Here is a 25242-nt window from a genome sequence, read left to right as displayed (position 1 = left end):
CAAGCCTAGTAATAAACGGATAAATTAGCGGCAACTGGAGGATTATATTTAATCTAAGGGGAATTTTGAAAACTAACATAATTAACCCAAAAGCTTGATCAAAAAGAGATCAAATCATTAAAGTAGATTGAGTATTACTATTTTCTAGCAATCAATAAGCTAACTTTTATTTAATTAAACTAGATAAAAACATAAGTGCATAAACGGAGGTATTTTATTTTAAATAATATAGTACTGTTAATTAACGAATCAATTTGATAGATAAGCAGTGATATATGTTGTGAAGGATCATACCCAGCAATTTTTTTGTACAATACTTATTACAAATATCGTGTTATTAATAGAATTTATTAAATTAAAATAAATAAGTGATATTTAATTTGATTAAATAAAATAAATAATACATATAAGTTATAATAAAGATTAATTATTAATCTTTATTATTTTTATTTTTGTGATAGTCAATTTAATAGACAGGCTATTTCATAATATAAATAAAAAGTTTAAATAGCTAAAAGCAATAATATGCATTTTAGCTATTAATTTATAACTAATTATATTAATTTTATTATGTTTTTATGCTCTACATATACTACAGTGTAAAAATATGAAAGCGATAAAAGAGAACATCTTTTAGACTATTATAAATAGGTTGTATAGTTTATTTTTTTATCCTTTAAGTAGTTTAATGACTTTCTGATCTCTGTTTGCGTTGTTAAATCTATTTCATAACTGATCATGTCTTCTGCTTTTTCTGAGGCGTTGGCTACAATCGTTCCTCTGGGATCGATAATTCGGCTGCCGCCAAATAGGTTTATATCACCTTCTTTGCCCCATCGATTGACTGCTACCAAATGCGTTGTATTCTCTAAAGCACGACAAGGCGTGTTTATATACCAAAGATCTTTATCTTGTTTTGACCAAGCAGATGGCATAAATAAAATATCTGCCTTTTTAGTTGCCAAAATTCTGGCAACTTCAGGAAATCCTGCATCGTAACAAATTATTATTCCAATACGACAAATACCAATATCAAAAACTGGCAAGCTATCACCGGGTGTAAACCATAGTTTTTCATGATGAAATAGATGCATTTTCCGATATACAGCTAACCAGTTTTTTCTATTTGGAATCCAAATACCGGCAGAATTATAAATTTTACCGGTTGTATCATCTCGTTCTATAAAACCACAAATAATAACTAAATTAAGTTTGCTGGATAATTGGCTAAATAGCTTATCTGTCTGTTCATTTTGGGTTTCACTAAGTGAATAATATTGTTCTCCTAGTATTGATGGTGAATATCCAGTAGTCGCTAATTCAGGAAAACAGATAATTTGCGCATTGTTTTCCTTAGCCTTATAGCAATAATTTTCTAAACATCGTAAATTTTCATCTTTGTCACCTAAAATTGCGTCCGTCTGAGCTATTGTAACTTTGATCATTTTTTATCTCTTTGGGTATTTTATTGAAAAAATTCTTTAAAATAGACAAGCAGAAATATATCACAGCAGAGATAAATATCGAGTTAACTGATGGAATACCCATAGTTATGGTCATCCCAGCGATAGAGCCTAAAGCCCAAGCAATGAGAGATGGGTAATTTATCCATGGTGTAGCAGCATTATTTGGCAACTTGCCATCTTTACGCGTTGAATCAAGTAAATCTCTATTAGTACGAAGGATATAGTAGTCAGTGAGCATAATCCCAGCTATTGGTGGGAAAATAACACCCGCTATTATCAAAAAATTAATAAAATTATCTAAAATACCGATAACGGTAAAGAAAGTTCCTATACTGCCCGCGATTAGCGTTAATGTAACATAATTGATTTTCTTGCCTATCATACACTCAATAACATTGCTCATGCTAAGCGAGACACTATAAAGATTAATATCATTTATTTTAACCACCGCTAAGATGGTACAAATGACGCCGATCCAGCCTGCATTTTGAATAAGGATATTAACCACATCATCGGTACCCATCGCTTTAGCAATCAATATAGAAACGCCATTAACAATAAATTCACCAACAATGATTGAAATTGTTAACATCCAAAAAACATCTTTTGAATTCTGACAATATCGACTGATATCAGGTGTTATTAGCATTGCAACAATACACCCACCGGCGACCATTGTTGCTCCAGCGCTTAATGTCATCGAGTCCTGCTCTGCTGGAATGATATTGATTAATTCTTTAATGTCGATGGTGGTTAATGAATTAAATGTCACCCAAATCATAACAGCAAAAAATAAAGGTACCGCTATTTTGGCGGTTAGACTTAATCCTTTAAATCCGTATGCAACTAATACGGTAATAAATATGCCTGAAATTGTGGCACTCCAGCCGAAGTCAAGCTTGCCGTTTAATGCATATTCTAAAGCTTTGGCACAAACTCCATTTTGTACGCCGAACCAACCGAGCGAGCTTATCGCAATAGCAAATCCGATCATGGCAGAGCCTATTCGCCCAAAGCCGCACCATCTGGACAGAATGCTGGTAGGTAGCCCTTCCCGACATCCTATAAGACCCAATCCTAGGCCTACAAATTCAAGAATTAAGCTACCCAAAAGTGTTGCTAACATTGCCTGCCAAAATGTCATTGCATGGCCTAATGTAGCACCCAGTATAAACTGCGATAGTGCAGTATTGGCGCCGATACGAATTAAAACAATAGAAAATAAATCAGAGCGTGCTGAAGGTGGAATCCTTTCAAGGGAGTGTTCTTTATCCATGTTTATATTTCTCTATATTATTTAGTTAAATAAATAGCTGCGCGGTCTGAGAAATCGCATCGGTATTTTATTATGAATATTTTTATGAATACAATATTCTATAAGTTGTTCCCGAAAGCTAATCCCCAATTTTTGGTAGATAGATTGTAATTTATTGTTAACGGTATGATGACTAACACAAAGCATTTTAGAAATTTCTTTTGGGTTAAATGAATGTGCTACCAGAAACATTATTTCTAATTCTTTTTTGGTAAATTTTGTTTCAATCAGACAATCTGTTGTTCCATGAATTTTACCAAAATTTTTAAATTTCCTAAAAGGCATTAGTTCCATCTTTCTTGAATGAAACATAACGCCAACACATTCTCCGTCGACAATAAACGGAAATTTTTCACAAATGTAAGGTTGTAATAGTGAATCTTCACCATAAGGATAAATATCAATCGAAATGATATTTCTTTTTTGTTTCAATGTTTCAAAATCATGTGCTTGAAAGTTTTCTGAGAATTCAGCTGTGGGATGAGGTATTTCGCTATCATTTTTTCCGTATAAGTTAAAATTTGTAGATAAATTAAATAACCTGTAGTTTTGTGGATTGCTATAAAAATGAATAGATTGGTCGCCGTCAAATATTTTTATTCCCCACGGATCGCTATTGTTTTCAAACATAGCAATAAGTTGAGGTGATATTTTCACATCCATTATTTCCTCCCGCCGATAGGACTCAATAATACTCATGAATTACCTATAAACAATCTGTTTATTCCTTGTAGAATAGCGTCTTAATATAAATAAATTCTGGACATAATGGAAATTTTTCTAGCAAATTATTTGTCTGTTATTTCAATAACGTTATGTAAGTAATTGTTTTTATTGTTTTATTTTTTATTAAGTCGGGTAATTTGATATCAGACGGATTAATGAATTTATCTGAACTATTAAAACAATAAATTGACCAATTTTTAGCCGAATAAATACCTATATAATCAGCAAAATGAATAAAAAAATAATGCTTCAGTTCACTAAGAGAAGACCAATAAAAAGTCACTATCCATTGCTTATGACAAGAATAAATTGCTGCAAAATTTAGTTATTTATTATCTGCAATGACAATGAAAATAAAATATTAACTAGAAATATATAAAACCAATATTGAAAAAATACTCACTACAGGTGTGCAGCGAAATAATATTCTTCGAATGGCTAATTAATCAAATAATGACTAATAGAGTAAATTAAAAATGTCATTATTGGTGAAGAAGCAGAGGGCTGGTTATTTTCACTTATTACATAAAATTGAATAAAAACCAGTCAATATAATATGGCGAAATTAATTTGACGGCAAATACGAATATCGAGCACAAAAAATCGCATGATAAAAAATTATTATATGGTATGTAACTAAGCGGTGTTTGGGGTTGGTTTTTTGTCGTAATTTTTAGTGGGGTCTGTTTCATGGGACATTAGACTGTAAGAGACTTACAGGAATATTTGTTATTTTTTTAATCTTAATATTTTAGTTAAGTAAGAATTATATTAAATAAGACTATGCCATTTATTTTACTTTGCTAGAGCTAAGGTAACTAGTAAAACAGATCAATTTTTCTGATCGTATTCCAGCAAAAATAATTAGTAATGACTGCTATTGATATGTTCAGCAATGAAAGCATTATTTTTGCCAAGCGGGTAATCAACAACACCCACCACCCCAAAAAACGGTGAGCTAAGCTCACCGTTTTACTATTATGCCAGAATAAGATCGCTTTGTTCGACAACGCCAAGGATATGCAGTTCAAAGTCGGGGATGGCATCACCGTTACCATCTATAAATAATCGACTTAAGTTACTTTCTTCATTATAAGTCAACATCATATCTCCCACTTGTTTAGTAAAATAGTCAACAAAATAGAGTTTAGGGTTGCTATTGATATAACTATCCAGCCTAATGGCAGAGAGATCAATTAAGTCAATGCCAGTTTCAAAATCCATAATTTTATCTGGATTGTCGTAAGGTGAATCTTTGATACTGGAAAAAACAAAGGTATCTTTGCCGCTACCATTGCCAATTTTTTGCGGTTTTTTATCATGATAATAAGGATTAATATCATTCCCATTATAATTATCGATAATCAGGTTAGTACTTGTTGGCTGCCATGATAATTTTTGTTGTTGCTTACAGTAATCGTAGTAGTTGTTATTGCAATAGCCTTGTTGATTTGGGTAAAAGGCATTATAAGCTATGGTGTTGCCGTAATATAGCCCAGGCCACTCTAAACCAAAAGTAAAGCCATTGCTGATGCCATTGGATATCGGCATTGAATAATATGTTGTAGAATAACCATTATTGTTGCAACCTGGATTTGTCCAGGGACAGTAAGGATTTACGTTGTATCCTCCACATGGTGGGGCTGTGCAGCCAGTGTTGCTGACTTCATTATCAGAATAATCTTTTAAAGGTTTGTCATCATCAATGGCGTTGTTTACTTTGGTATCGTCTATCTCGATAGTTGGTTGGTTATCTGTTTTTTTATTTGGCACAATATCGTTATGATTGCCACCCCATAATCTATCTTTGCCTTTGCCGCCATAAATGATGTCGTTACCTTTACCCCCTTCGATGGTATTGTTAGCATCGTTGCCAACAATCACATCATCACCTGAGCCGCCGATAGCATTTTCAATAATGGCGCCCTGAGCAATTGAAACATTGGCTTTAAAGCTGCCGACATCAGAGAAGGAAGCTTCCTTTAAGCTAATGCGTTGGTTTTGATAATAACCAGAAAAATCTAATGTATCGTTACCGCCTGCATCCCAGACACAAAAAACCGCTTTTTGCTTACTGTCGGTTAGGCTATAGAAATCTCTATTGCTATTGGAGTTAAATCCGTAAATGGTATCGCCAGTTCGGGTAGTGGTATTGACACCATGAATTTTTTGTATGGCGGCAATATCATGCATTAGTGGCGCGGTTGGGTAATAGGTATTGTTATGGATATAGTTACCGATTCGCTCATTATAATGATGGTTAGCGCCAGTATTGGTTTCTTCCCAATAGCTCATAACGCTGTATTGGAGAGAGTCTTCTTTATACGGAGCATTGTATTGATAGCCACCTTGCAAGGAGTTATAGTCACCAGGGTGATTTAATCCTAATGCATGTCCTATTTCATGACTATAAGTCTGGCTGCCACCGTTTTCTTGTGTCGGACGTAAGTTATCATGCTTATCGGTGTTGAACCAGATTTTGCTATCGATGCGGTCTATTCTATCAAAAGTTGTAAGGCCATCATTAGCAGCACCATGATAATTACCGAAGGTGAGCATGGCCTTTTCTGTAGAGTCGACTTTAACCAGTTTTATATTGGTGACATCTTGCCAGGCTTGTAAACCAAGTATGGCTTTTTGCTGCTGATCTGCGGTTAGACCTTCTGGAGCAGGATAACGACTGTAGCTATATAAACTTTTGTACTCTCGGTCGGAGTGTTCAGTCCAGTCGGGGAAAGAGTAAGTAATGGTTAGCGGTTGATTGTTGGTATGTTTTTGTTTCCAAAGTAGTGCAGTCTCCCCCCTTGATAATTGTTCTGCCGCCTCATCGACACTATAAGAGGGTTTATAATTGTAAATTAAGTTAGGTGTATTTTGTTGATAATTAATAAAATTTTTGACGCTACTCCACCCTTTATTTTTTCCATGTAAGGAATTATCCATAACTTTAACTTCTCCAATTTATAAATTTAAATTGTTAATTATTTATTGCACCTCTTTGCTTGCAGTTCATACAGTTTCAATTGTTGATAAAATATTATGTGAATATTTCAATCAGGATTATTTATCCGCTATTTAGTTGCCTAATTAAATGTCAACCTGGCGATAAAAAATCCATAATCAAATTTTTTTATATTTATAAAAATAAAATACCCCTTTCAGGAAAGAGAGTAAAATAAAACCTTAATGGTCGTACCTGATTTTATTATATTAATCAATTAGTTATTGTTTATTATTTTACTCTTATTTAGTGTGTGGTTATTACCGTCATGCTTGGTAATTTGTTAATTTTAGAAATAGTTGATATAAGAAATAACTACTGATTTGATTTTAATCTTGATGATAATCTGCAATGTTATAGCCATAAAAAATCATGCAGTTGGCTAAAAAATTTTTCCGAATCATCTTGCAGATTCGGAAAAAGAACTAAATCGCTAAGCCGCCATAATAAAAAATGACTAACAGTAGTGTTAGGAGCAGGGTGCTGGCATTAAGGCGATGCCATTCTTTGGCAAAAATACGGCCGATAACCAGGGTAACAAAACCAAACATTAGGCCGGTTGCGATATTACAAGTGAAAACAATAAAAACAGCGCACACCAGGCCAGACATGGTGTCAACAAAATCATTAAAATTCAGTTTTGAGACATTCTGTAACATTAGTAAGCCAATGTACATTAACGCTGGTGCAGTGGCGTAATGGGGAATTAACAGTGATAGCGGTGCTAAAAATAACATCAATAAGAAAAGAATGCCTACCATCACGGCGGTTAAGCCGGTTTTGCCACCTGCTGCTGTGCCTGCTGTTGATTCTAGGTATACCGCAGCAGGTGATACGCCCATTACGCCCGCAAAAATAGAGCTTACTGAATCTATGGTAAATGCTTTGCCGCCATCGATAACTTTATCCTCTTTATCTAGTAAATTGGCCTGACCAGCTACTGCGCGTAGGGTGCCGGTCGCATCAAATATGGCGGTGATAATCAGTGCTAACGCATAGGGTAACATTTGTGGTTGTAAGGCGGCGCTAATGTTTAAGCTAAAAGTTAGTGATTGGCCACTATCATCAGTTAGTTTGGGTAGGGCAAATACGCCTTGAAATTGTATGTTGGGATCAAATATCAGACCCACAATAGAGATAGCGATGATCACCAATAAAATACTGCCGGGTATACGGTGTTTTTCTAGACCAAAAATAATAGCCAGACCCAATAACGACATAATGGCTGGGAATGAGGTAAAGTCGCCAAGGGCAACCGGTAATCCGGCTAGTGGGTTTTTGGTGATTAAACCAACACCATTAGCCGCAATCAACAGAATAAAGAGTCCGATACCGATACCAGTGCCATAGGCAATACCTTGTGGTAAATGGCGTAATATCCAGGTACGGATGCCGGCAATTGAGATAATGGCAAGAACAATACCCATTAAGAAAACAATACCCAGTACAATTGGGATACTAATTTGTTGTCCTAATACCAGACTGAAAGCGGTAAAGGCGCACATTGAAGTGGTGCAGCCTATTGCCATCGGTAAGTTTGCCCATAACCCCATCAATAATGAACCAAGGCCAGCAACTAAACAGACCACCGTGAAGGTAGTGTTTGGCGGAAAACCCGCCTGGCTCAACATGTTTGGAATAACGACCACAGAATAAACCATGGCTAGGAACGTGGTGATGCCGGCTAAAATTTCTTGCCGAACATTGCTGTCACGTTCAGTAATTTTGAAAAATGTTTCGAGGGCTGTTGCCGTCTGTGTTTCGGTTGGCGCCTCCGGTAAATTGGCAGACATAGTGCTGACCTCTTAGCGTGATTATGTGAAAGACGATGTGTTTGTAGGTGAACCATTCAAATTGTCGATTAGTGGTTTTAGGCGGGTTGTAATAAGCCGGTTAGCAATATGATAAAATAGGCTGAAGATAGGGATTGTTATTAATCTAAACGTATTATAAATGAGCGAGGTTGAGTCATTTTGGTTATTTTTATCCATAGTATCCGACCTATTTTTTTATAATGACAATTAGAGCTGTCGGTAATTTTATTTTGCTGACCGATGACCAAAAAATCGTCAATATTCGCCTTCTGCTGTTATTTGTCGGCTAAAAAATTGCTTATTTAAGTCTGCTAAGTGAAGCAAATTAAAATAGTTAATTGATAGTTGCAGCCTGAGTGGGAGGCTGCTAAAGCAGCCTCAATTAATTACAGTTTTCCCAAGGCAGTTAATATTTTTTCTGGCGTAAAATGCCAATCGCGCAACCAAATATTACAAGCATCATGGATAGCAGAGGCAATAGCTGGTGCGGCGCCATTGACGCCAATTTCAGAGATAGATTTGGCACCAAACGGCCCAACTGGGTCGTCACTGGGAACTAGGAAAGCACCAAAGTCAGCCGGAATATCGCCGATCTTGGGTGCTCCATAGCTACGCAGATCACGCGTTAATGGATTGCCTTGGCTATCATATTGGATCTCTTCAGTTAGGCTGTGGCCGATGGCACGTAGTGTAGCACCATAAATTTGACCAAGCGCTAAATCTGGGTTAATCGGGGTACCACAATCGAGTAGTGCGTAAAATTTGTTGAGCCGAATTTGGCCAGTTCGTAGATTAACTGCGACCTCAGCAAAATTGGCACCAAATGGAAAGGCAAAATCATTGGTCACGTAGCTGGCGGTGGCTACCAGTACACCAAATCCGGTGCCGGTCTCCGCTTGATGGGCAATTTCGGCATAACTGATTTGACCCTGTTTTCCACAGACGATGCCAGGGTGTGCTAACGAAACATCCTCTTTGGGCTCGTTGAGTATTTGCGCGCCATGAAAAAGTATTTTTTGGCGTAAGTTTTCCGCCGCTTTTTTGGCGGCATTACCCGAGAAGCAGGTGCCGGATGAGGCATATGCCCCTTTATCAAACAGGGCATGGTCGGTGTCGCCAGAAATGACATGGATTTCATTCAACGGGCAGCATAATACTTCGGCACACAGTTTTCCCAATACGGTATCTAAACCGGTACCAATATCGGCGCCCCCAGAATGAACAATAAAGGTGCCATCAGATTCTAGCTTGATCATGCAGTTTGCCTGATCAATTTCTGGAATACCCGATTTTTGCATAATGATGGCAACCCCTTTACCGATCCGCCAGTCGCCTGAAGCAGGTTTCGGTCCCTGCCAGTCAATCAATTGGCGTCCTTTACGCAGGATTGGTGTTAAGGCACAACTGGCGGCGGTGGGCGCGCTGGTGGGCATTTTCCCTTCACCGATAGCGCCAAGGATCTTCAACTCTTGGCCTTCTTGAACCCGATTAAGCTCAATCAGATCCAGCTGATCAATACCTAATTTTTCCGCCAATTCAGCCATGGCCATCGTTAGCGCAAAATTACCCTTAGGTGCACCATAGCCTTGATAGGCGCCGGCTGGACAGATGTTACTGTAATAAGTGGTGACTTGAAAATTAACATTATCGCAGGGGTAGAGAGGCAATGACAGCGCTGGGCCATTACTGGGTACGGTTAGCGCATGATTGCCATAAGGGCCGGTATTGGCGCGGAAATTCATGTCGATTGCAGTCAGTTTTCCGTCGTTAGTCGCACCGAGTTTAACGGTCACTTTAGCCACGTGGCGTGAAGTATTGGCAATAAACTCTTCTTCACGGCTATAACGGAAGTAGACCGGTCTACCCGTTACGCAGGTAGCCCAGGCACAAACTTCTTCTAATAGCATATCTTGTTTGGAACCAAAGCCGCCACCAACTCGTTCTTTAATGACATGGACTTTATGCTGTTTTAGCCCAACGATACGTGCAACCTGGCGACGGAGGTGCCAGGGTACTTGAGTTGAGGCGTGGATCACTAAGCGATCACCATCCATATAGCTATAGCAAATATGTGGTTCGGCAGGACACTGTTGTACTTGTTTAGATTGGTAGGTACGTTCGATAATTACATCGGCTTTAGCAAATCCGTCAGCAATATCACCGATGCTACCATGAATACTAGCCGCAATATTGTTGATTGGGCGGGCACCGATCGGAAAGTTGATGATCATCTGCTCGCCACGATTTACCGCCTGTTGATTTTGCTGTGCCAGATCAGCAGGTGCACCGTTGATATAAACTACCGGCTCATCATGGACAATCGGGGCATCTGCAGCCATCGCTTCGTCAATTGACATGACAGGTTTTAATACCTGGTATTCCACTTCGATAAGTTTTAGCGCTGCCAGCGCAATCTCCTCATTTTCTGCGACAACGGCCGCCACGCGATCGCCAACATGGCGTAGTTTCTTGCCAAACATTCGGCGGTCAAGAGGTGAGGGTTCTGGCGCGCTTTGTCCTCCTGGGGTGTAGTAGATATCTGGGCAGTTAAGGTGGGTAATGACATGGATGACACCAGCTAGTGCTTCCGCTTTGGTGACATTAAGTTGTCTGATCACGGCATGGGCATGGGGACTGCGGAGCATTTTTATCACGCAGGCATTGTGGGCAATGCGATCTTCGACATAACAGGGTTTAGCTTGCACCATTTTGGCCGAATCGGTTTTAGGATGGATTTTGCCTATTAAGGTCAAGTCGTCGCGAAAAGTGGGGGCAACGGTTATCTGATGAGCAGGATCTATCAGCCGATTTTTGGCTAAATCGACGACCGTATAAAACTGTTGGTAGCCGGCATCGCGACTAAATAAGCCAGACAGCGCGTCATCGATCTGTTCACGATCAGGATCAGCAATGCGGTTTAGTAAGTCAGTGATGATCAGTGCTGCAGCGGGATCATTGTAGCCAGATTGCACAATGCCGACATCGATCATCGCTTGTTGAACAATACTGAGTTGATTCCAACTAGCGAGTGATTCAGCCGTAACAATGGTTGCGTTATCCAGTTGTGCGGCGATCAGTAGTGAAGCATTATGGATGGTCTGATTAAATAAAATAGCATCAGAGCCAGCGAAGCCAAATCCATCGTCACTATTACGAACTGAATGCATGCCAAGATTGAAAAGCAGTTGCTGAACATTGTCACCAGCTCTGCACTCCAGTTCTTTGGAGCAGCCATTTAGTGTGAAACGAACCATCATTTGCTTTTCTCCTCTTTTTGCCGGCAATCGGTCAATAGATCAGATATCAAAATGCCGGCAATGTAACGTTGGTATGCTGCGCTTCCTAATAAATTATCTGTTGGATGAATTGCATTACTAACCGCTTTTTCCAGTTCTTCTCCTGCTAATGTTAATGATTCGATAGCATGCAAGCGGCGTGCTTTCTCACCGACACCATCCAGGGCGATGCGGTATTCCTGATTATCGCTGATAGCCACCGCCGCCGTAATAACTGACCAACCGGCGGCTGAATGGCTGATTTTGCCGGTGCTACAATGGTCAAAAGGTTTCTTGATAATAATTTCACTTAACAGTCGATCATTAGGTGCGGCTAAGTAATCTTCCAGCGACAAGAGTTGCCCATCGGCACACAGTAGCTGTGTATCTAACACTAATAAGACTGAAAGTAGCACTGATTCCGTTTGTTGGGCGGCTATCTCACCACCAATGGTAGATTGATTGCGTAGATGGCGAGAGTAGATAAAGCCTAACGCCTCATACAGTGCTTGGGGAATAGATGGTGTATCGCGTAATTGCTGTAACTTAGTGAGTGCTCCAATACGTAATGTACCGTTATCCCAATCAATACTATTCATCGGTAAGTTTTGTAGCGAAATGGCTATTTTGCATTCAGTTTTAGTCGGTGTTGCGTTTAATTTGCTGCCACCAGCAAACCAGACTGCCTGATGTTGAAAACGGCGCTTAAGATCCATTGCCTGTTCAATGGTGGTTGGTCGGAAAAATTGCTCAATCATAATCCACCTGTTAATAGCTATTTTTTGTTGTAAGAGAAGGTGTTAGGTTTTTATTTCAGTGTGTTTATTCGTTGCCATAATTTAGCGGCAATTTTTTTGGCTTCAGCGTAAATAGGTTGATGATCAAAAGTAAATTGTCGATTTTCATAAACCATAACACCGTCTATCATTACGCTATCAACACTGGCTGAACTTAAACCAAAGGCCAGATGTCCGGCGATATTTTCTGCTTGTAGTGGTGTTGGTGCTGCATAATCACAAATCGTTAAGTCAGCTTTATAACCCTTTTCTAGCTGGCCAAATTTAGCATTGAAGTTGCGTGCTAGTAAGGTATTACCACTCCACAGATAGCGCGTAAAACTATCTTGCCATAGTGATCCGCCGGCATCGCGATGTTTAAAAAAGGCAAATTTCAATTCTTCCAGCATATCTGAACCGATGCCATCAGTGCCTAAAGCGACATTGTGGTAATTCGCTAATTGCGCGTTATAACCGACATGATTATTCATATTAGAGCGGGCGTTATGTACCAGGAAACCATCATTTTGATTAAGGATCTGTATATCGTTGATCGACAAATAGAGCCCATGAGCAATTAATGTTTTGTGATTGATCAGATCGTATTCAGCTAAACGTTGTAAGGGATCTTTACCGTATTTATCATGGCTATGGGAGACATCATAGTGATCTTCTGCTATATGAATGTGCAAACCGCGTTGGGTTTCTTTGATGGCGTTTTGTAATAAACCAAGTCCGTCATTGGATACCGTAAAGGGGGCATGAGCACCAATGTGGGCTTCTACCAAATAACGTTCTTTGTCTTTGGTGCTATCAATATATTTGGCGAAGTTAATATTTTCTTCAATACCAGCCTCGAGCTCTTGCAGACCACCATTGCGATCAGTGGTTTCAAAGCAGGTCATGCCTCGTAATCCGACTTTCAAAAAAGCGTTACGTAAAGTGTGCAGCGAGCCATGAATAAAATTGGGTGAGGCGTGATGGTCGATAACGGCAGTACAGCCACTTTTAATCGCTTCTAATGCGCAAATCAGGCCACTATAGTAAAGCGCTTCTTCATCCAAAGCTCTGTCCAGTCGCCACCATAAATTTTTTAAAGTAGAAATAAAATCTGGGCAGGGAGGAATTTGCGCCATGATGCCCCGGGATAAGCCAGAGTAGAAATGGTTGTGGGCGCAGACAATACCAGGCATGACAATGCGGCCATTCATCTGTTTAATTTCTGCGGTTGGAAAACGGGCGGTCAAATTTGGATCAATAGCCAAGATCTCTGTATCCTGGATAGCGATATCGATATTTTCTCTCACCCGGGCAGGCTCAAACTCTACTGTCGTGGCATTTTTTAAAATTAGCATAATCAGGCATCCATACGGGTTAATAGATATTGATGGTGTTTGTGTACATGGCTAATGATTTGACACAGGTTATGCAGCTCTGGCGGTATTTTTTGAAATTGACTGTCGTTATTGATGCGTAATAGCCAGGTTCGACTATTGAGTCGGACAGAAATCCGATCGCCTTCGGCCCAAAAACCAGGGTTAGTACTGTTAATGAAGTCCTCTTCCAGGCTAAAGATAGTCACCTTATCTCGATAGGGTTTGCCTTGCCATGGACAGAATTGCGCACAATTGCCACACTCATTGCACATGGCATCTAAATGCAGTGTTTGATAGCGATTTTGAAAGCCAGGTATGGCGATCGAGACATTGGCGCGATTTGGGCAGACATCAACACATTTACTACAAATGTAATTACATTCCAGGCAGCGATCGGCTTCCTGTTCAACAAAAGCCTCACTATGCTGTTTGTCAACCAACTTGACGGTAATTTGACCTTTACGTTGATAAAGATGCTGAGGATCAACGTTACTCCAGTATTTATTACCATGATGGCTATAAATATTTTCCCGCCGCAAAATGGTATCGACAGCGCGACGTGCGGTACTGATTGCCGCAACAATGGAAGAAGGCCCTTGTTGAACATCGCCGATTAAAAATATGCTAGATTGCGTAGTTTCTCCACTGGCCAGATCAATAGCTGGTTTACCATTTTGATCGAGTGGAACTCCAATTGCGGCAAGCATTTGGCTATCTTGTTGCTCACCTATTGCTGTGATTATACTATCGATTTTTAAGCTGGTGGTTTGTTCGGTTGCCACCGCCTGAGGACGTCCGGAGCTATCAATTTTACCTAATTTCATCAGCCTGACTGTTAGTGTACCGTTAATGGCAAAATGTTCAGGATTGGCGAGGAACATAAATTTTACGCCATCAGCTAAAGCTTCTTCGTATTCTTCTGGCCAGGCGGGCATTTCAGCTTTTGAGCGGCGATAGATGATAGTGACTTGTTCTACATCAGGTATACGTAGCGCTGCCCGAGCGCAGTCCATGGCGGTATTACCGGCACCAATTACCGCTACATGTTTACCCATATTCGGTGTAAAACCACGATTATAGTCACGCAGGAAGGGCAGAGATTGGTAGATATTATGATTTTCACCGGCCAGTTTGATGCCACTATTTTTGTCGGTGCCAACGCCAATCAAAACATAATGAAAGCCGGTCGCTTTCAATTTTTCCACGGTTAAATCAGGCTGACATCCAAATTCAAATTTGACGCCATGTTCAGCAATAAAATTGATATCATGCTCGATAAGCTCTGTTGGAATACGAAATTGGGGAATAATATTTTTTACTACCCCACCGGCGCTGGATTCACGCTCAAAAATTGTTACTGGATAGCCTGCTCGGGCTAAAAAGTAGCCGGCACTGAGACCGGCAGGGCCAGCACCGATTATGGCAACCGGGTGGCGAGTACCTGTACCGGCAGGTTTATGCCAACGCTGTTTGTACTCTTGCCAGCCTTTTTCTAACGCAATTTTCTTCAGTTGACGAATATTTAGCGGGCTATCATAGTCCAAACGAGTACAGTTATATTGGCATTGATGATCGCAAATATGACCGGTGATGGCCGGTAGCGCGTTGCGTTGGTAGATAAGTTCTAACGCATCGGTATAACGCTTTTCACCCATTAAACGGATATATTCGGGGATATCCTGTTTAATGGCACAGGCATTAACACAGGGAGCAGCATAGCAATCTGTTAATGGCAGTGAATCATCGATATTTATCTCATGATCAGCCTTCCACTCTTTTTGACAATAATCCATACTGATTGCTTGTTTTGCCAATTTTTCTAACCGTTCTACATCAATTTTTTCTGCCTGCCAGGCCGCGCTATCCGTTAATTCGCGTAGGCATTCAGTCATACGTAGGTAACCACCGGGTTTTAATAGATCGGTTGCCATGGTGATGGGACGAATGCCGGTTGCGAAAATATCACGGATAGTGATCTGGCTAGCACCACCTGAATAAGAGATCGGTAGCATGCCGTCAAAGGCACGGGAAAGAACCGCAGCGACATTGATTGATAGTGGAAATAGTGCACGGCCAGACATGTACATCTCTTCGCCGGCTAGTTTACCTTTATGATTGATAACGCCTAATGTGTTAGTCAGTTTCACGCCAAACCCTAGCTGTTTCTCACTGGCCAGTGTCATTAAGCGGCGCAGCATTGCCAGGGCTTGCTCAAGCTGTAGATCATGCTGGAATGAAGCCTCTTTTAAGCCAATATAATCGAAACCGCAGCTATCGAGGATCGCTCTTACCCGTTGATAACCGAGTAGGGTAGGATTGAGTTTGACAAATGTATTAAGTTTTTTGTCTTGCAACATATAACGACAGATAGCTTCTATTTCATCAGGTGGGCAGCCGTGCATGGTAGATAGGGTTACACCGCTTACCATTTGAGCGGGAATACTTTCGGCTAATGTTGTCAGCGCAGTTTGTTGACTTTCAATACCTAACTGACTAATAAAATCAGGGTTTTCGATCCATGACTGTAAAAGCTGACGGTAACGGTTAAAAGTGGGATGATGAGAAGCATTCATCATGTTATCAATAAATTGCTGCATAGCTGGTTGCTGAATACCAGCTAAATCGTAACCGACACTCATATTAAATATAAAGGATTTCGCTTCGCCTGCTTGGCGTGGCTCAAAAATAGCTTCGAGCAGATGCAAAATAAACCAGGCTTTCAGATATTCATCCCAGGCTTTTACTAGTGTATATTCAGTTGACCACTCAGTGTTAAAGCATTCATCTTCAGCGTCAATACAGGGTTTATCTATTTCTAATTGATCAAGGATCTGCACTGTTTTCAGTTCGATAAAGCGGCCACCAGTTAACCAGGAGACGATAATATTTTGGGCTAACTGGGTATGCGGTCCGGCAGCAGGGCCAATTGGTGTGGCACATGTTTCACCAAATACATTAATTAATGGATGTTGATTTTGCTGACGATAAAATTGTTGTTTGGGAATACCAAATATTGATTGATTTTGTTGGTATTCATCAAAGATGCGCTTCAAAAGTTTATCGAATGGAATTGGGCGCATGATATCTCCCATGAGACTCTCCTTGCTGCGATTTAATTGGGCAAATTGGCAAACAGTTGTCATAAACTTTGCAACAATCACGCCAGAAACAAAGAACCGAGGAATGGTGAATAAGAAATGTGATTAATATCTAATCTTGCTTTTTATTTGTGAAATAACTCACGCTCAGGCAAATAAGAATGATAATCAATAGAAAATAGCTAACTTCAACAGATAGTTATCGATTTTTTAATTCTCAAAAAAATAATTTCACTATCACTTTGATAAATCAAACAGGCAGAAGATGTTTTTTGTTGTCTTTAAGTGGAGGCAAGTAGATTTTCTGTTGCTAGTAACGTCAAATAAATCTCAGGAGTGTCAATATCTGCGGTGACTGCCGATTGATCTAAGTCTAAATATTGCCATTGACCTTTTCGTAAAGCTTGCTGCATTGAGCGGCAATGGGTTTGTTTTACCGCCATATTAAGGCAGTGATAAGGTAATAAAACTGGATGACCAGGTGTTTTTTGATAGCGAGGGATCAACGCATAAGCGCCGCGTTGGTGCCAAATTTGCTGAAATATATTGCTATTCAGGCAAGGCATATCACCGTGCGTAATAAAGCAGTAGTCGCTATTGACAGCCATAGCGCCAGCGCTGATGGAGCTAAATAGTCCCTGCTGATAATCAGCATTATAAACAATGCTGATTGCTGGATGTTGCTGGTAGCGCGCGCTCAATTCTGCCGCCCGATAACCAATCACCAAAATAATGCGAGAACAGAAGGTTAATGCATTTTTGATACTTGCATCAAGTATTGTTCCATTCTGCCAGGGTAACATCATTTTCCATTGTCCCATACGGGAAGAAAGACCGGCAGCTGGAATAATGCAATCGATATTTTTGATTATTTGTGCCGATTTTTTGGCCATTAGGGGGACCGGAATAGCAGATTTATTCATTTTATGGACTCTTAAGTTATGCCACCGGCAAATATACCTGAACCGCTCACTCAGTTTTGTGATGGATCATTAAACTCATCATCTGTTGTTATTAGTTTGATTGGCGCAGGTGGCAAAACCAGTACTTTATTTTGGCTGGCACGACAGTTTTCGTTGTTAGGTAAAAAAGTGATTATCACCACCACAACAAGGATGTATTTACCTGATAAAAATATCCCACTATTGATGTGTTGCGATCCGGCTCATTTACCTGCGGCGGTATTTGCTTCACCAATTTGTGCTTGTTATTCCGCTTGGCAACCCAGTAGTGGGAAAGTACGTGGTTTTTTACCGCAGCAGGTCGATGCACTTGCTCAGCGACACTACGCGGATATCATACTGGTCGAAGCCGATGGTTCACGAGGTCTGCCATTAAAAGCGCCTGCTTTGCACGAACCTTGCATACCGGTTAGTAGTCGCTGCGTAATTGCCGTAACTGGAGGACAGGTTTTAGCCAGGCCATTAGGCCCTGATAATGTACACCGATGGCCAATATTTGCTTCTATAACGAAAATTAAAAGAGGAGATAAAGCAGATATTGCGGTATTGGAGCATTTTATTCGGCATCCGGCAGGAATGTTTAAAAATGTTCCTCTTGATGCCCAGCGTATTTGGTTGATTAATCGTTTTTCTCAATCTGAGAATTTTATCACTAACAAACTATCAGCATTGTTAATAAGCACAGGGTTAGATGCGATTTGGTTGGGAGCTGTCAGAGAGTTTCCTCCTATCAAGAATGTTTTGCAGCGTCAGAGAAATTGAATGGATAACTCACTGAGGTAGTTATGAAAATCTTTATGGAAGCAGCAAAACTTGAGCAGCAGAATCGTCCTTTTGCCATGGCACAAATTATTGAAAGTCGCGGCTCTACACCACGTCACTCTGCGCAAATGTTAGTACTCGATGATGGCAGTGTGATCGGCACGATTGGTGGTGGTATGGTAGAGCGTAAAGTGATTACTGAAGCCCTGTTAGCGCTGGCAGAGCGTAAGCCTCGTATTTTTCATGGTCGAATGAGCCGTAATGGTCAGCATGCGGTTGGCAGTGATTGTGGTGGCTCGATGTCAGTTTATATTGATGTCCATGGTTTAGCCTGCCGTTTGATACTCATTGGTGCCGGACATGTTAATCGTGCTATTGCCCAAACAGCTGCTGCTTTAGATTTTGAAATTGTGGTGATGGATGTTTATGCCGATAGCCTTAATGCCGCTTATTTTCCAGCTGATACCAAGCTATTGCAGGTAAAGTCTTTTAGCCAAGGGATTGAGGAGTTAGCCATTAAAGCTGATGATTATGTGGTGATTGCTACCAATAGCCAAGATTGGGAAGCGCTATCCTTGTTGATCCACTTGCCAGTAAAATATCTTGGGCTTTTGGCCAGTCGTCGAAAAATACAAACTTTTACTCGACAATTATATGATCAAGGGCTTAAAGCATGTCAGCTCGCTCATCTTCATGCGCCTGTTGGTCTTAATATCGGAGCAGAAACGCCGGCGGAAATTGCTATCAGTATTATCGCTGAGATGTTGCAAATTAAGCATCAAGCCGCTGGTGGATCAATGAAGTGCAGCTCTTTTCCCTGCCGCCAGCGGGTGGTTATTCGGGGTGCTGGTGATATTGCAACCGGGGTAGCATTACGTCTTTATCATGCTGGTTTTCACGTCATAATGTTAGAGGTTGAATACCCTACCGTTATCCGCTGTACGGTTGCTTTTGCTCAGGCTATCTATGCCGGAAAAATGACAATTGAAGGTGTGACCGCGAAACATATTAACAGACCAGAGGAAGCCGATCCGCTTTTACAGCAAGGCATTATTCCGCTCTTGATTGATGAGAATGCTAGCTTATTGCCGGCTTTTCAAGTCGACGGTGTAGTCGATGCTATTTTAGCCAAACAAAATAGAGGAACCCACCGTGCAATGGCACCGGTGACGATTGCTTTGGGGCCCGGTTTTGAGGCAGGTAAAGATTGTGATGCTATCATAGAAACTAATCGTGGACACAATTTAGGACGAGTGATTTATCAGGGATCGGCACAAGCTAATACTGGTGTGCCAGGGAATATTAATGGCCATACCACACAGCGTGTAGTGAGAGCGCCAGTCACCGGTGTCATGCGTCGTTGCGTTAATATTGATGATATCGTTAATGTTGGCGATGATATTGCTTACATTGACAATACCCCGATTAAAGCGCCATTAAGTGGCATGGTCCGTGGTTTGTTAAATGATAATTTATCGGTGACGGTAGGGTTTAAAATTGGCGATATAGATCCCCGTGGTGCGGCAGTAGATTTTACTGCTGTTTCGGATAAAGCACGGGCCATAGCGGGAGGGGTGTTAGAAGCATTGATGGCGTTGATGGAAAAATCGGTTTAGTTGCGACGGATAAAAATAGCTAACTTAGTCAATTAGTAAGGGCGCATAGCGCCCTATAAGAAGATAATCGTAACGGTTAGAGGCAAACAATGGTACCCGTTTTACCTTCAATCCCTTGTTTGGCTTTATTTAGCACAGTAATTAGCGTTTCACGACCAGGCCGACTACAGGAAAAAGAGAGAGCCGCTTCAACCTTCGGTAGCATTGATCCTTTGGCAAAATGTCCTTCATTAATATAACGTTGAGCTTGGTCTAGATTAAGTCGTTCCAGCCATTTTTCATTATGTTTGCCAAAGTTAATCGCTACTTTTTCTACTGCAGTCAAAATAATCAACATATCTGCATCGATCATTTCAGCTAATTTGGCACTAGCCCAGTCTTTGTCAATGACGGCACTCACACCGCGTAAATGATTGCCTTCACGCACCACCGGTATGCCGCCGCCACCAACGGTAATGACGACTTGCCCAGCATTAAGTAAGGCTTTGACTGTTTCTTTCTCAACGATAGCGATGGGTTTGGGGGATGCAACTACTCGACGAAAGCCTCGTCCAGCATCTTCTTTTAGTTGATAGCCATTGGCTATCAATTTTTCAGCTTCTTGTGGGCTGAAAAAAGAGCCGATTGGTTTAGTTGGGTTACTAAAGGCCGGATCGTCGGCGGCAACTTCAACTTGGGTAATAATGGAAGCAACGGGAGTCGATAAACCCCGATTGAGTAATTCTTCACTTAGCGCATTTTGCAGATCGTAGCCAATATAACCTTGGCTTAATGCCACACATACTGACATAGGTAACATGGGGGTATGAGCGGCTGTTTTAGCTGCTGCTTCAAATGCCCGATTGATCATGCCGACTTGGGGGCCGTTACCGTGAGTAATGACGACTTTATGACCCTGCTGGATCAAATCAGCAATAGCGTGTGCAGTAGTTTTTACGGCGGCCATTTGTTCGTCTAATCCATCACCTAATGCATTACCGCCCAGTGCAATGACGATTGTTTTTTTCATGATATTTATTATTCCTATTATTTATTGTTATTTACTATCAAAGATGGGTTGGTCATACAGAAAAGCGTTAACTTATTAGGAAAGGTTGGCGGTGCAAGAATTGTCCCCAACCAGCGCTGCCAATAAATTTTCCTTGACTGAAAACCGGTTTTCCTCGTGATAGGGTATGGATGATTGCACCTTGACAAACCATTTCTTCATAAGGGCTATAATCAGCGTTATCATGCAGCTCAGCATGACGAATAGTAGTCCGTTTATGAGGTGCAATGATAACTAAATCAGCATCTGAGCCGGGGGTCAGGCAACCTTTGCGTGGCCAGAGGCCAAACAACTGAGCGGGTTTGCTGCTGGTTAGTGCGACAAAGCGTTCTGGCGTAATGCGTCCACTCATTACGCCGGCAGAAAAGAGTAATAACAGGCGATTCTCTACCCCAGGTAGCCCATTTGGGCAGCGACTAAAGTTTCCTTTCGCAAGTTTAAGCCGCTGCCAAAAAGGAAAAGTGCAGTGATCGGTGGCAACCACGTCAATGCTTCCATCACTAATACCACCCCATAATGCATCTTGTTCACGAATGTTGCGTAGCGGTGGTGTGAGAATAAATTTCATCGCATCTTCACGCAGGTATTGTCGCTCATCTAGCATCAAGTATTGAGGACAGGTTTCTATCCATACCGGCTGCTGATGGGCTTTAGCCAGACGTAAGTAATTGAGTCCGAGACCATTAGATAAATGCACTATATATAAAGGAGCATTACCGGCTAGCTGTGCCAGATTGATCATGCGGGCAATAGCTTCTGCTTCGCATTCAGGTGGCCGGCTAAGGGCGTGATAACGTGGTTCAGTCTGACCACTAGCAATAAATTGGCTGCGTAGATAGCTAATAATGGCATCATTTTCTGGATGAACGGTGGTCAATGCGCCAGCTGTTTTCAATTGTTTTAATGCTTGTAAGATATCGCTATCATTCAACTTATATTGATAAGTTAGATAAAGTTTAAAACTACTAATTCCGTCTTGAACCATAGCCGGAATTTCATCGATAATCGCTTGATTAATATGTTGGATAACTCCATGAAAGCTATAGTCGATAACCGCTTTTCCATTCGCATACTGGTGGTAGGTTTCTAGTTGATGATGTAAGCAACATCCTTTTGGACCAAACCCCATATGATCGATAATGGTGGTGGTGCCACCGCAGGCAGCTGCGCGGGTGCCAGTAAAAAAATCGTCACAACTACGCGCCAGCCCTGTATCAATATTAAAATGAGTATGGACATCGACACCACCTGGCATCACATAACACGCTTTGGCTTGAATAATTTCGCAAGGTTCTGATGGGATAATATTGGGGCTGATTTGCTTGATAAGACCGTTTTCGATTAAAACGTCACTTTGCCGTTGTTCATTAGCATTGACCACAATACCATCTTTGATCAGTAGTTTCATGCATAAGCTCCATAATCAGCCCTAATGTAGTGCCATTAGGGCTAAATGAATAAAACGATTATTTTTTCAATTCAGATAAATAGGTTAATGGGATTGAAGCATACATCGCGGCGCAAGTAACCAGATGATCTTTCGAGGTTTTTTCGTTAGGAGCATGGGCTTGGTCCTCTTTACCAGGACCAAATCCGATCACGGGAATACCATGGCGACCCATAATGGAGACACCATTGGTTGAGAAAGTCCATTTGTCAACCACGGGTTCGCTATGGAATAAGCCTTGCCAGGCTTTACTGAGAGCTTTGACGGTAATATGATCTTCTTCTACTTTCCAGGTAGGGAAATAGCATTCGGTTGGATATACTAAACCCGTCCAGGAAGGACGCTCATAGCGATACATGGAAACAGTGGCTTTGGTCTCCTTAACGGATGATAAGGCGCGGATCTCTTCTAATGCTCCTTGCCAGGTTTCACCCCAGGTTAATCGCCGATCGATTGAAATAGCACAGCTATCGGCTACCGCACAACGACTCGGAGAGGTATAGAAAATTTCCGACACGGTGAGGGTCCCTTTACCCAAGAATTCATCATTGCCTAATCGCTGAGCAAGTTGTTGCAGTTCCATCAATATCGGGCCCATTTTGAAGATGGCATTATCGCCACGTTCCGGGGCAGAGCCGTGGCAGCTGATCCCTTGGACATCAATGCGAATTTCCATGCGTCCACGTTGTCCACGATAAATTTGGCAATCTGTTGGCTCGGTACTGACGACAAACTCTGGTTTTATACCTGATTCTTCAATAATGTATTGCCAACAAAGACCGTCACAATCCTCTTCTTGCACTGTACCGGTTACTAGCAGTGTGTATTGGTCATCCAGTCCAAGATCTTTGATAATTTTACCGGCATAGACCATCGCTGCCATGCCACCTTCTTGATCGGATGCACCACGACCACCGATGATATTCTCTGTCTCCATACCCTGATAGGGATCGAAAGACCAATTCTTGATGTTACCTATTCCGACAGTATCAATGTGCGCATCCATGGCAATCAAATGAGGTCCATGGCCAATATAACCAAGAATATTACCCATTGGATCGATGTCAATTTTATCAAAACCGACTTTTTCCATTTCTTGTTTAATACGGTGGATAACCTTTTTTTCGTCACAACTTTCACTAGGAATGGCTATCATGTCACGCAGAAAACGGCTCATGTCATCTTTATATTTTTTGGCGCTAGCTAGAACGTTATCGAATGGAACTTGCTTAACCATGTTGTTTACTCCCGTTATAAATTCCTACTTTTTCGCAATGATAAAATGCGTTTTAAATTTCGTGCCTTACGCTAATGTTGGGTGTTTGCCTTGCCAGACAACTTCGCGATAGTGTTTGACATCATTATCTCCTTCGGTACTAATTAGCAATACAACGGCATCTTTGGTGAGTCCTAATTTTTCTCTTAACGCATCGCGTTGTGGGTGGTAATGCACCGCTGCCAATACCCCTAAACCGACAGCACCCGATTCGCCGGAGATTATGCGTGGATCTTTTTGGTATGGGTTGCCAAGTACGCGCATGCCTAGGGCAGCGACTGCATCTTGGCAAGAGATAAATTGGCGGGCGCAGTTACGTAGCACCGTCCAGCCAAGTGGATTGGGTTCACCACAGGCCAGCCCCGCCATAATCGTTGGCATATCGCCATCAACATTGACTATCTCTCCTTTGATACCGGAACGATATAGGCAATTTGCTAACTCAGGTTCAGTGACTACCGAATGCAACTGATTAGCGTCATAGACATCAGCCAAATAACCGAGTACTCCACCGGCCATGGCTCCAACGCCGGCCTGAAGAAAAACATGGCTCGGTCGGGCGATCCCCATTTGGTTCATTTGCTCGACCGCTTCATCGGCTAAAGTGGTATAGCCTTGCATGATCCAGGTAGGAATTTGAGTGTAACCAGGCCAGGCAGTGTCTTGAATAACTTGCCAACCATGGATTTTGGCCGTTTCCATCGTCAGCCGGACGGTATCATCATAATTCATGTCAGTGACGATACACTCTGCACCAAGCGCTAGAATATGCTCAACTCTCTCCTGGGCTGAACCCTTTGGCATATAAATTACACTGTGCTGACCAAGTTGTTTGGCAGCCCATGCAACACCGCGCCCATGATTACCGTCAGTTGTGGTGGTAAAGGTTATTTTTTCGGTCAGATTGTTTTTTAACTTTTCGAAAGAAAAATCATCGATATTGATATGGTATTTTTCACACAATAACTGGGCGATAGCATAGGTACTTCCCAGCATTTTGAACGCATTCAGGCCAAAGCGTTGTGATTCATCTTTGACCAGTATTTTGCCAACCTGAAACAGATCAGCCAGTCCATCAAGGGAATAGAGTGGTGTTGGATGGTAGTTATTGATCTTTTGATGAAAAGCCCGCGCCTTACGTGCTTGTTGACGCGAGAACAAGTCGGATTTTTCACCAGTAAAGAAGCGATTTTGCGCAATATCTAACTTTAATGAGAAAATTGACATAGCCAACCTTATTTGTTCATAGAAATACTTTTGTTGTAAGCAGCCAAGAGATGGCTG

At 41.3% G+C, this 25242-nt stretch carries 16 protein-coding genes; 2 read left to right on the top strand and 14 right to left on the bottom strand.

Annotated elements, in window-relative coordinates:
• Nucleotides 1-641 precede the first annotated feature (641 nt).
• The 10 genes from WH390_RS10230 to WH390_RS10185 all read right to left on the bottom strand — a co-directional run bounded on the left by WH390_RS10230 (nucleotide 642) and on the right by WH390_RS10185 (nucleotide 17770).
• Nucleotides 642-1445: a nitrilase-related carbon-nitrogen hydrolase gene (locus WH390_RS10230; protein WP_032114441.1), complete on the bottom strand. Its 804-nt coding sequence runs from the start codon at nucleotides 1443-1445 to the stop codon at nucleotides 642-644.
• Entirely contained in the window at nucleotides 1402-2742 is a 1341-nt protein-coding gene (locus tag WH390_RS10225) for a cytosine permease (RefSeq protein WP_052044778.1), read from the bottom strand. Before WH390_RS10225 ends, WH390_RS10230 begins: the two co-directional genes overlap by 44 nt.
• A 21-nt stretch (nucleotides 2743-2763) precedes the next feature.
• Nucleotides 2764-3444 carry a PAS and helix-turn-helix domain-containing protein gene (locus WH390_RS10220; RefSeq protein WP_052044779.1) on the bottom strand — a complete coding sequence of 227 codons (681 nt, stop codon included), beginning with the start codon at nucleotides 3442-3444 and terminating at the stop codon, nucleotides 2764-2766.
• A gap of 1041 nt (nucleotides 3445-4485) precedes the next feature.
• A complete protein-coding gene (locus WH390_RS10215) occupies nucleotides 4486-6450 on the bottom strand; it encodes a M10 family metallopeptidase C-terminal domain-containing protein (RefSeq protein WP_052044780.1) in 1965 nt (654 codons plus the stop codon).
• Nucleotides 6451-6933: 483 nt separating this feature from the next.
• Nucleotides 6934-8301: an NCS2 family permease gene (locus WH390_RS10210; protein ID WP_032114442.1), complete on the bottom strand. Its 1368-nt coding sequence runs from the start codon at nucleotides 8299-8301 to the stop codon at nucleotides 6934-6936.
• A gap of 407 nt (nucleotides 8302-8708) precedes the next feature.
• Nucleotides 8709-11579, bottom strand: a complete 2871-nt coding sequence (locus WH390_RS10205) for a molybdopterin-dependent oxidoreductase Mo/Fe-S-binding subunit (protein WP_032114443.1) — start codon at nucleotides 11577-11579, stop codon at nucleotides 8709-8711.
• Nucleotides 11576-12355 (bottom strand): molybdopterin-dependent oxidoreductase FAD-binding subunit, encoded by a 780-nt coding sequence (gene ygfM, locus WH390_RS10200; protein ID WP_032114444.1) that lies wholly within the window; start codon nucleotides 12353-12355, stop codon nucleotides 11576-11578. Before ygfM ends, WH390_RS10205 begins: the two co-directional genes overlap by 4 nt.
• Before the next feature lie 50 nt (nucleotides 12356-12405).
• On the bottom strand, nucleotides 12406-13728 hold the full coding sequence (gene ssnA / locus WH390_RS10195; RefSeq protein ID WP_032114445.1) for a putative aminohydrolase SsnA: 1323 nt from the start codon (nucleotides 13726-13728) through the stop codon (nucleotides 12406-12408).
• A 2-nt stretch (nucleotides 13729-13730) separates the two neighbouring features.
• On the bottom strand, nucleotides 13731-16841 hold the full coding sequence (ygfK, locus tag WH390_RS10190; RefSeq protein WP_406850573.1) for a putative selenate reductase subunit YgfK: 3111 nt from the start codon (nucleotides 16839-16841) through the stop codon (nucleotides 13731-13733).
• A 287-nt stretch (nucleotides 16842-17128) separates the two neighbouring features.
• Nucleotides 17129-17770, bottom strand: a complete 642-nt coding sequence (locus WH390_RS10185; protein ID WP_238565658.1) for an NTP transferase domain-containing protein — start codon at nucleotides 17768-17770, stop codon at nucleotides 17129-17131.
• Between the two features lie 18 nt (nucleotides 17771-17788).
• On the opposite strand from WH390_RS10185, the gene yqeC reads away from it, so the two are divergent.
• Nucleotides 17789-18571 carry a selenium cofactor biosynthesis protein YqeC gene (gene yqeC, locus WH390_RS10180; protein ID WP_032114446.1) on the top strand — a complete coding sequence of 261 codons (783 nt, stop codon included), beginning with the start codon at nucleotides 17789-17791 and terminating at the stop codon, nucleotides 18569-18571.
• A gap of 23 nt (nucleotides 18572-18594) precedes the next feature.
• On the top strand, nucleotides 18595-20187 hold the full coding sequence (gene yqeB / locus WH390_RS10175; protein WP_032114447.1) for a selenium-dependent molybdenum cofactor biosynthesis protein YqeB: 1593 nt from the start codon (nucleotides 18595-18597) through the stop codon (nucleotides 20185-20187).
• A gap of 76 nt (nucleotides 20188-20263) precedes the next feature.
• Here yqeB and arcC read toward each other — a convergent pair whose 3' ends face one another.
• The 4 genes from arcC to dpaL form a co-directional block, all read right to left on the bottom strand.
• On the bottom strand, nucleotides 20264-21196 hold the full coding sequence (gene arcC / locus WH390_RS10170) for a carbamate kinase (protein WP_032114448.1): 933 nt from the start codon (nucleotides 21194-21196) through the stop codon (nucleotides 20264-20266).
• A 67-nt stretch (nucleotides 21197-21263) separates the two neighbouring features.
• Complete coding sequence (hydA, locus tag WH390_RS10165; RefSeq protein WP_032114449.1) at nucleotides 21264-22643, bottom strand: dihydropyrimidinase; 1380 nt, start codon at nucleotides 22641-22643, stop codon at nucleotides 21264-21266.
• A gap of 58 nt (nucleotides 22644-22701) precedes the next feature.
• A complete protein-coding gene (locus WH390_RS10160) occupies nucleotides 22702-23919 on the bottom strand; it encodes a YgeY family selenium metabolism-linked hydrolase (protein ID WP_032114450.1) in 1218 nt (405 codons plus the stop codon).
• A 66-nt stretch (nucleotides 23920-23985) separates the two neighbouring features.
• Nucleotides 23986-25185, bottom strand: a complete 1200-nt coding sequence (gene dpaL, locus WH390_RS10155; RefSeq protein ID WP_032114451.1) for a diaminopropionate ammonia-lyase — start codon at nucleotides 25183-25185, stop codon at nucleotides 23986-23988.
• Between the last annotated feature and the right edge of the window lie 57 nt (nucleotides 25186-25242).

Origin of the sequence: Candidatus Arsenophonus nilaparvatae (assembly GCF_045346035.1) — a bacterium.
Classification (GTDB): domain Bacteria; phylum Pseudomonadota; class Gammaproteobacteria; order Enterobacterales; family Enterobacteriaceae; genus Arsenophonus; species Arsenophonus nilaparvatae.
The sequence above is the reverse complement of the archived record's forward strand: the minus strand, read 5'-3'. Positions and strand labels throughout refer to the sequence as shown.